The organism is Fructilactobacillus sp. X2R5C2 (assembly GCF_059901375.1).
In genome coordinates this window covers 1-237 of the sequence record NZ_JBWXUX010000050.1, presented here as the reverse complement: position 1 = coordinate 237, position 237 = coordinate 1, and the positions used below count along the sequence as shown (strand labels likewise).

Below are 237 nucleotides of genomic sequence, written 5' to 3'. Positions count from 1 at the left end.
ATTTAAGACTGTCTAGGTTATGGCGCAAGCCGACAAATAGAAACCAGATATTGCCGGATTTAGTGCGGATGTATTCTTTGCCGATTGAGAAATGAGCCGCAAGCCATTCATATTCTTGAATGACAGACTTCAATTCCTCCATAGAGCTGTCTGCCAGTGATCCCATAAATTCGCGCCCGCATAGAATTGCGCCGCGCAGACCCATGGTTTCAAACACCAGAGCGCGCAGGGCCACCA

General features: G+C 48.5%; 1 protein-coding gene. It reads right to left on the bottom strand.

Annotated features, from left to right (window positions below; all coding sequences use genetic code 11):
* The coding region (locus tag AC6UD2_RS06900) for a hypothetical protein (RefSeq protein ID WP_500698450.1) at nucleotides 1-237 on the bottom strand (237 nt) is incomplete at both ends.